The sequence below is a fragment of the Methanosarcina sp. 1.H.T.1A.1 genome (assembly GCF_000979295.1).
Lineage (GTDB): Archaea > Halobacteriota > Methanosarcinia > Methanosarcinales > Methanosarcinaceae > Methanosarcina.
This window is the reverse complement of the sequence record NZ_JJQY01000037.1, coordinates 1-4,462: the sequence shown is the minus strand read 5'-3', so window position 1 is coordinate 4,462 and position 4,462 is coordinate 1. Positions and strand designations below refer to the sequence as shown.

4 protein-coding genes are annotated in these 4,462 nt (G+C 47.5%); all 4 read right to left on the bottom strand.

The genetic code is table 11. The features are described from left to right. Nucleotides 1-1,305: YgiQ family radical SAM protein (locus tag EO95_RS03935; protein WP_048132380.1), on the bottom strand; the 1,305-nt coding region annotated here is incomplete at its 3' end. Between the two features lie 389 nt (nucleotides 1,306-1,694). Beyond that, nucleotides 1,695-2,336, bottom strand: a complete 642-nt coding sequence (locus EO95_RS03930) for an MBL fold metallo-hydrolase (RefSeq protein ID WP_048132378.1) — start codon at nucleotides 2,334-2,336, stop codon at nucleotides 1,695-1,697. 80 nt (nucleotides 2,337-2,416) lie between these two features. Next, nucleotides 2,417-3,190 carry a TatD family hydrolase gene (locus EO95_RS03925; RefSeq protein WP_048132376.1) on the bottom strand — a complete coding sequence of 258 codons (774 nt, stop codon included), beginning with the start codon at nucleotides 3,188-3,190 and terminating at the stop codon, nucleotides 2,417-2,419. 150 nt (nucleotides 3,191-3,340) lie between these two features. After that, on the bottom strand, nucleotides 3,341-4,462 hold a 1,122-nt coding region (locus EO95_RS03920; protein ID WP_048132374.1), incomplete at its 5' end, for a 2-isopropylmalate synthase.

Here is a 4,462-nt window from a genome sequence, read left to right as displayed (position 1 = left end):
ATTCGTCGGCAGCGTCAGATGTGTATAAGAGACAGGGTAGAGGCAGGCTTTATCCAGGCAGGCCCCTTTTTTCTCCCAGCTTTTGCAGCCCATGGCGTACATGTTGGCAGTGGGTCCGCCGACGCCGTTGATTATGCCCTTGAAGTCCGGTTTTTCCGTAAGCTTCTTTGCTTCCCTGAGGACGGACTCGATGCTGCGGCTTGCGATCATGCGCCCCTGATGCTGGGTGATGGCGCAAAAGGCACAGCCTCCGAAACAGCCTCTGTGCGTTGTCAGGGAGAATTTTACCATCTCAAGGGCAGGGATGGGCTCGGGGTAGAATGGGTGAGCTTCGCCTGTAAACGGCAGCTCATATACATGGTCAAGTTCCGCTTCTGTCAGAGGGCGCATGGGCCTGTTCTGCACAATAACGGTTTTCGGGTGAGGCTGGACAACACCTTTTCCGGTGACCGGGTTCTGTTCCATGAAGTATTTGCGGAAAGCATTTGCAAAGTCTGCTTTGTCCTGAGAAACTTCGGAAAAAGAAGGAATTTCTATGTATTCTTTGAAAAATTCGCCTGAGCTCTCAGCTACACCTTCAGCTACATCCCGAGCCATTCCCTCGGCTGTACTTATTGATTCTCTCTCCCCTTTTTGTTCCCGTTTGTCCTGTTCCTGTCCATTCTGTTCTTTAGCGGTCTTTTTGCCCTTTTTGAGTTCTTTCCAGGCTTTGACTTCCATCTTCCAGACCGTGCCGGGGATGTCTCTGATCTCCCTGATGTCTTCCCCGGCTTGAAGGCGCTTTGCAATTTCTACAATCTGGAGTTCTCCCATGCCGTAGACAACGAGGTCTGCAGGGGCGTCGGCCAGAATTGACTGCCTTACTTTGTCCGAAAGATAATCGTAATGAGCAAAGCGCCGCAGGGAAGCTTCAATTCCTCCGAGCACTATCGGCACCTCGGGAAAGGCTTCTTTTATCCGGTTTGAATAAATAATCACGGCGCGGTTCGGGCGAAGCCCTGTTTCTCCTCCAGGAGAATATGCGTCCTTATCTCGCGGCTTAAGGCCCGGAGTCAGGTTGCTGACCATTGAGTCAGTGTTTCCTGCGCTTACGGAAAAAAAGAGTCTGGGCTTTCCAAGTTTCTTGAAATCCTCGGGATTATCCCATTTTGGCTGGGCAATTATTCCTACCCTGAAGCCGGCATCTTCAAGGACCCTTCCTATTATTGCAGTCCCGAAACTGGAATGGTCCACATAGGCGTCTCCTGTAATCAGAATGATGTCAAGTTCCTTCCAGCCGCGAGCTTTTACTTCTTCAGGGCTCATTGGGAGAAACTTTGATACAGGGAGAGCTGGATAAAAGCTTTTTTTCTGCTTTTTTTCCTTCTTTTCGGTTTTAGTTTCAGGCCTCGATTCGGATTTTTTCCCTTTTCCCGCTGAGGTTTCAGGAACTGTCCTTTCGGATTTTATTGAGGTCCGAGTCCCGGATTTTATTTCTTTTCCGGTTTCTACTTTTTTTGGAACAAAAAAACTGGTTTTTCTGGCGGACCTTTCTCTATCCGGTTTTTTCTCCTTTTCTTTATCTGTTTTTTCCAGGTTGAATTTTTTATTTCCTCTCGGGACTGCTGTATCTTTTTCCATAATTTGCTTCCGGACTTCCAGTCTTTTAATCTTTTTCTTCCAGTCTTTTAATCTCTTTTTCTTATTCGCTGCCTTCAGACTCCCATCATCATCTTTAGCATTGTATAAGAAGCCAGGATCTGTTTGTTCCCGTCCCTGTCATTCGGGGCTCCATGCCCTGAGTACAGGTTTTTTACATCGAGTTTTGTGAGTTTTTCTACGGAACCAAGCATTTTGTCAGGCTCTGAACCTTCAAAGTCCATTCTTCCAAAACCTCCGCCTGGAAAGACGGTGTCTCCTGAAAAGAGGTTTTTTGAGACGGGTTCATAGAGGCAGATGCTCCCTTTTGAATGGCCCGGAGTGTGGATGACTTCGAGGTATTCCCCGTTTCCTATGGGAATTTTGTCCCCTTCCTCATAGATGACTGTTGGTCTTACAGCCGGAGCGCGGTCTCCGAAGAGCACTGAAACACTTAGATACTCGTCGTTTACGCCTTCAAGGTCTGCCCTGTGGATTCCAACTTTTGCTCCACTCTTCTCAGCAATTATTGCAGCTGCGGCAGTGTGGTCATAATGGCAGTGGGTCAGGACGATTAATTCAAGGTCAGTAAGCTTGATAGATTTTTCCAGCTCCCTGATGATCAGGTCACTGCTCATTCCCGCATCGATCAGGACTTTCCCGTTTACAAGGTAGACACTGGAATCATAGGCGGTGGGGCAAATATATCGGACTTCCATATTTCTTCCTCTTCTGTTCCTCTTTCTGTTTTCTCTTTTTCCCTTCTTCTTTACTTTTTCTCAGAAACTATTTTAAAACCTCAGATGCCGAAAACCCTGCGTGCATTTTCAGTGGCGGCTTTCGCAATTTCTGCAGGCTCCATTTCCTTAAGCTGCGCTATAACAGGGATCGAATCCACTATATACGCAGGCTCGTTTCTGCCTTTTCGTGGGGAAAGGAAAGGACTGTCGGTTTCCAGGAGCAGGTTTTCAAGGGGTACCTCAGCTGCAAGGGCCTGGTGATGTTCGGAAAAACAGACAAGGGTAGCCAGGGAAATATAGTAGCCCGAGTCCACGATTTCCTGCATGGTCTCAAGGGAACCGCTATAGCAATGATAGACTACGGTATCCATCTCTTTTACTAGTTTAAGGACTTCAGCTTCAGCCATCCGGGCATGTACTACAAGAGGTTTGTCCAGATTTTTTGCGATCTCGATTACTTTTTTGAACGAAGCTGTCTGTCGTTCACGTTCTTCATTTGTTTTGCAGTCCTGAAAGTCCAGGCCGGCTTCTCCGATGCCCACTGCGTTTCCTGCATTAGCCTCTATCTGGGCAAGGATGGTGTCTATATCTTTATCACTGCCTTCCCTGCCGATGTCAGGGCTCAGTCCCAGTGCAGCATGGATGTCCTCATTCTTTTCCGCAAGCTCAAGACTTATGCGGTTGCCTTTCAGGGAAATTCCGGAGTTGATCATCCCGATAACTCCTGCTTTCCGGGCACGGAGGATAGTCTCTTCCCGGTCTGGGTTGAATTTGGGAAAATCAAGGTGACAATGAGAATCAATGATCGGATAAGGCATGGGTTTGTATTCCATTTCATTTTATTTTACTTTATACATGCTTGAGGAATACAAACCCGAAAAACTAACAGGTATCAGACCTTATCCGGTTTCAGGCTTCGAGCTGTTACTTCTGGTATCATTCTCCAGCATTCTCCAGCTCTTTGGCCCTTTTCTCTTTGCCTTTTAACTTTTTTCTTCTTTTTTATACAGCAGGTTCATAGCGTTTACAAGGGCTTCCACGGAAGCCATAACTATATCCGGGTTTGCGGACCGTGCTGTTACAATCCTGCCCTTTTCGTTTTCGAGACCTATGTACACATCGGCAAGTGCATCTGCCCCGCCGGTAATAGCATCGATCCTGAAATCCTGAAGTTTGAAATGGTTGCTTTCGCCGAGGATATCCCTTACGGCCTTGAGGGCGGCGTCTACAGGGCCAACTCCGGTTTTTGCTGAAATGATTTCTTTTCCGTCGATATCAGCCTTGACCACAGCCGTAGGTGTTAGGATGTTTCCTGTCATGACGGATACTTCTTTGAGCTTGATAAATTCTTCATCAGAGCTTGCTTTTCCGAGCACTGCAGAGGCAACTGCATAGAGATCGGCATCTGTTATCTGTTTACCTTTGTTTGCGATTTCTTTGATCCTGAGCACAATCTCGTCAAGCTGCTTTTCATTGGTTTTTATGCCAGCAGACTCAAGGGACTGTTTGACTGCATGTTTGCCTGTGTGCTTTCCAAGGACGATGCGCCGTCTGTGCCCGACCATTTCCGGGGTCATTATACCTGGTTCGAAGGTGTCGGATTTTTCAAGTACTCCCTGGCTGTGGATTCCCGATTCATGGGAGAAGGCGTTTTGCCCTACCACAGGAGTGTTTGGCGGGAGTCTGATTCCGGTGTAGTTTTCAATCATTTTCGAGGTTTCGAGAAGGTATTCTGTCCGGATATTGGTTTTTGCACCGTAGATTGACGTCAGGCTCATCACTGTCTGGGAAAGGTCAGCATTTCCTGCCCTCTCTCCAATACCGTTTATAGTGACCTGTACCTGAGATGCCCCGGCTTCAACGGCCATAAGGCTGTTTGCTACTGCAAGCCCGAAATCATTGTGGCAGTGTACGTCTATTGGAATCGTTATTTCGGCTGCAATGTCTTTTATTTGTCTGTACATTGCAGATGGAACCATGATTCCTACCGTGTCTGGTACGTTAATGATATCGCATCCTGCCTCCTGGACCGCCTTGAAAACCTCTATGAGATATGCAGGGTCGGTTCTGGTGGCATCCATTGCAGAAAACATGCACTTCAGTCC

Bases quoted from the DNA above. Each gene is read 5' to 3' on its own strand.
- EO95_RS03930 (WP_048132378.1), bottom strand. From the start codon at position 2,336: ATGGAAGTCCGATATATTTGCCCCACCGCCTATGATTCCAGTGTCTAC.
- EO95_RS03925 (WP_048132376.1), bottom strand. From the start codon at position 3,190: ATGGAATACAAACCCATGCCTTATCCGATCATTGATTCTCATTGTCAC.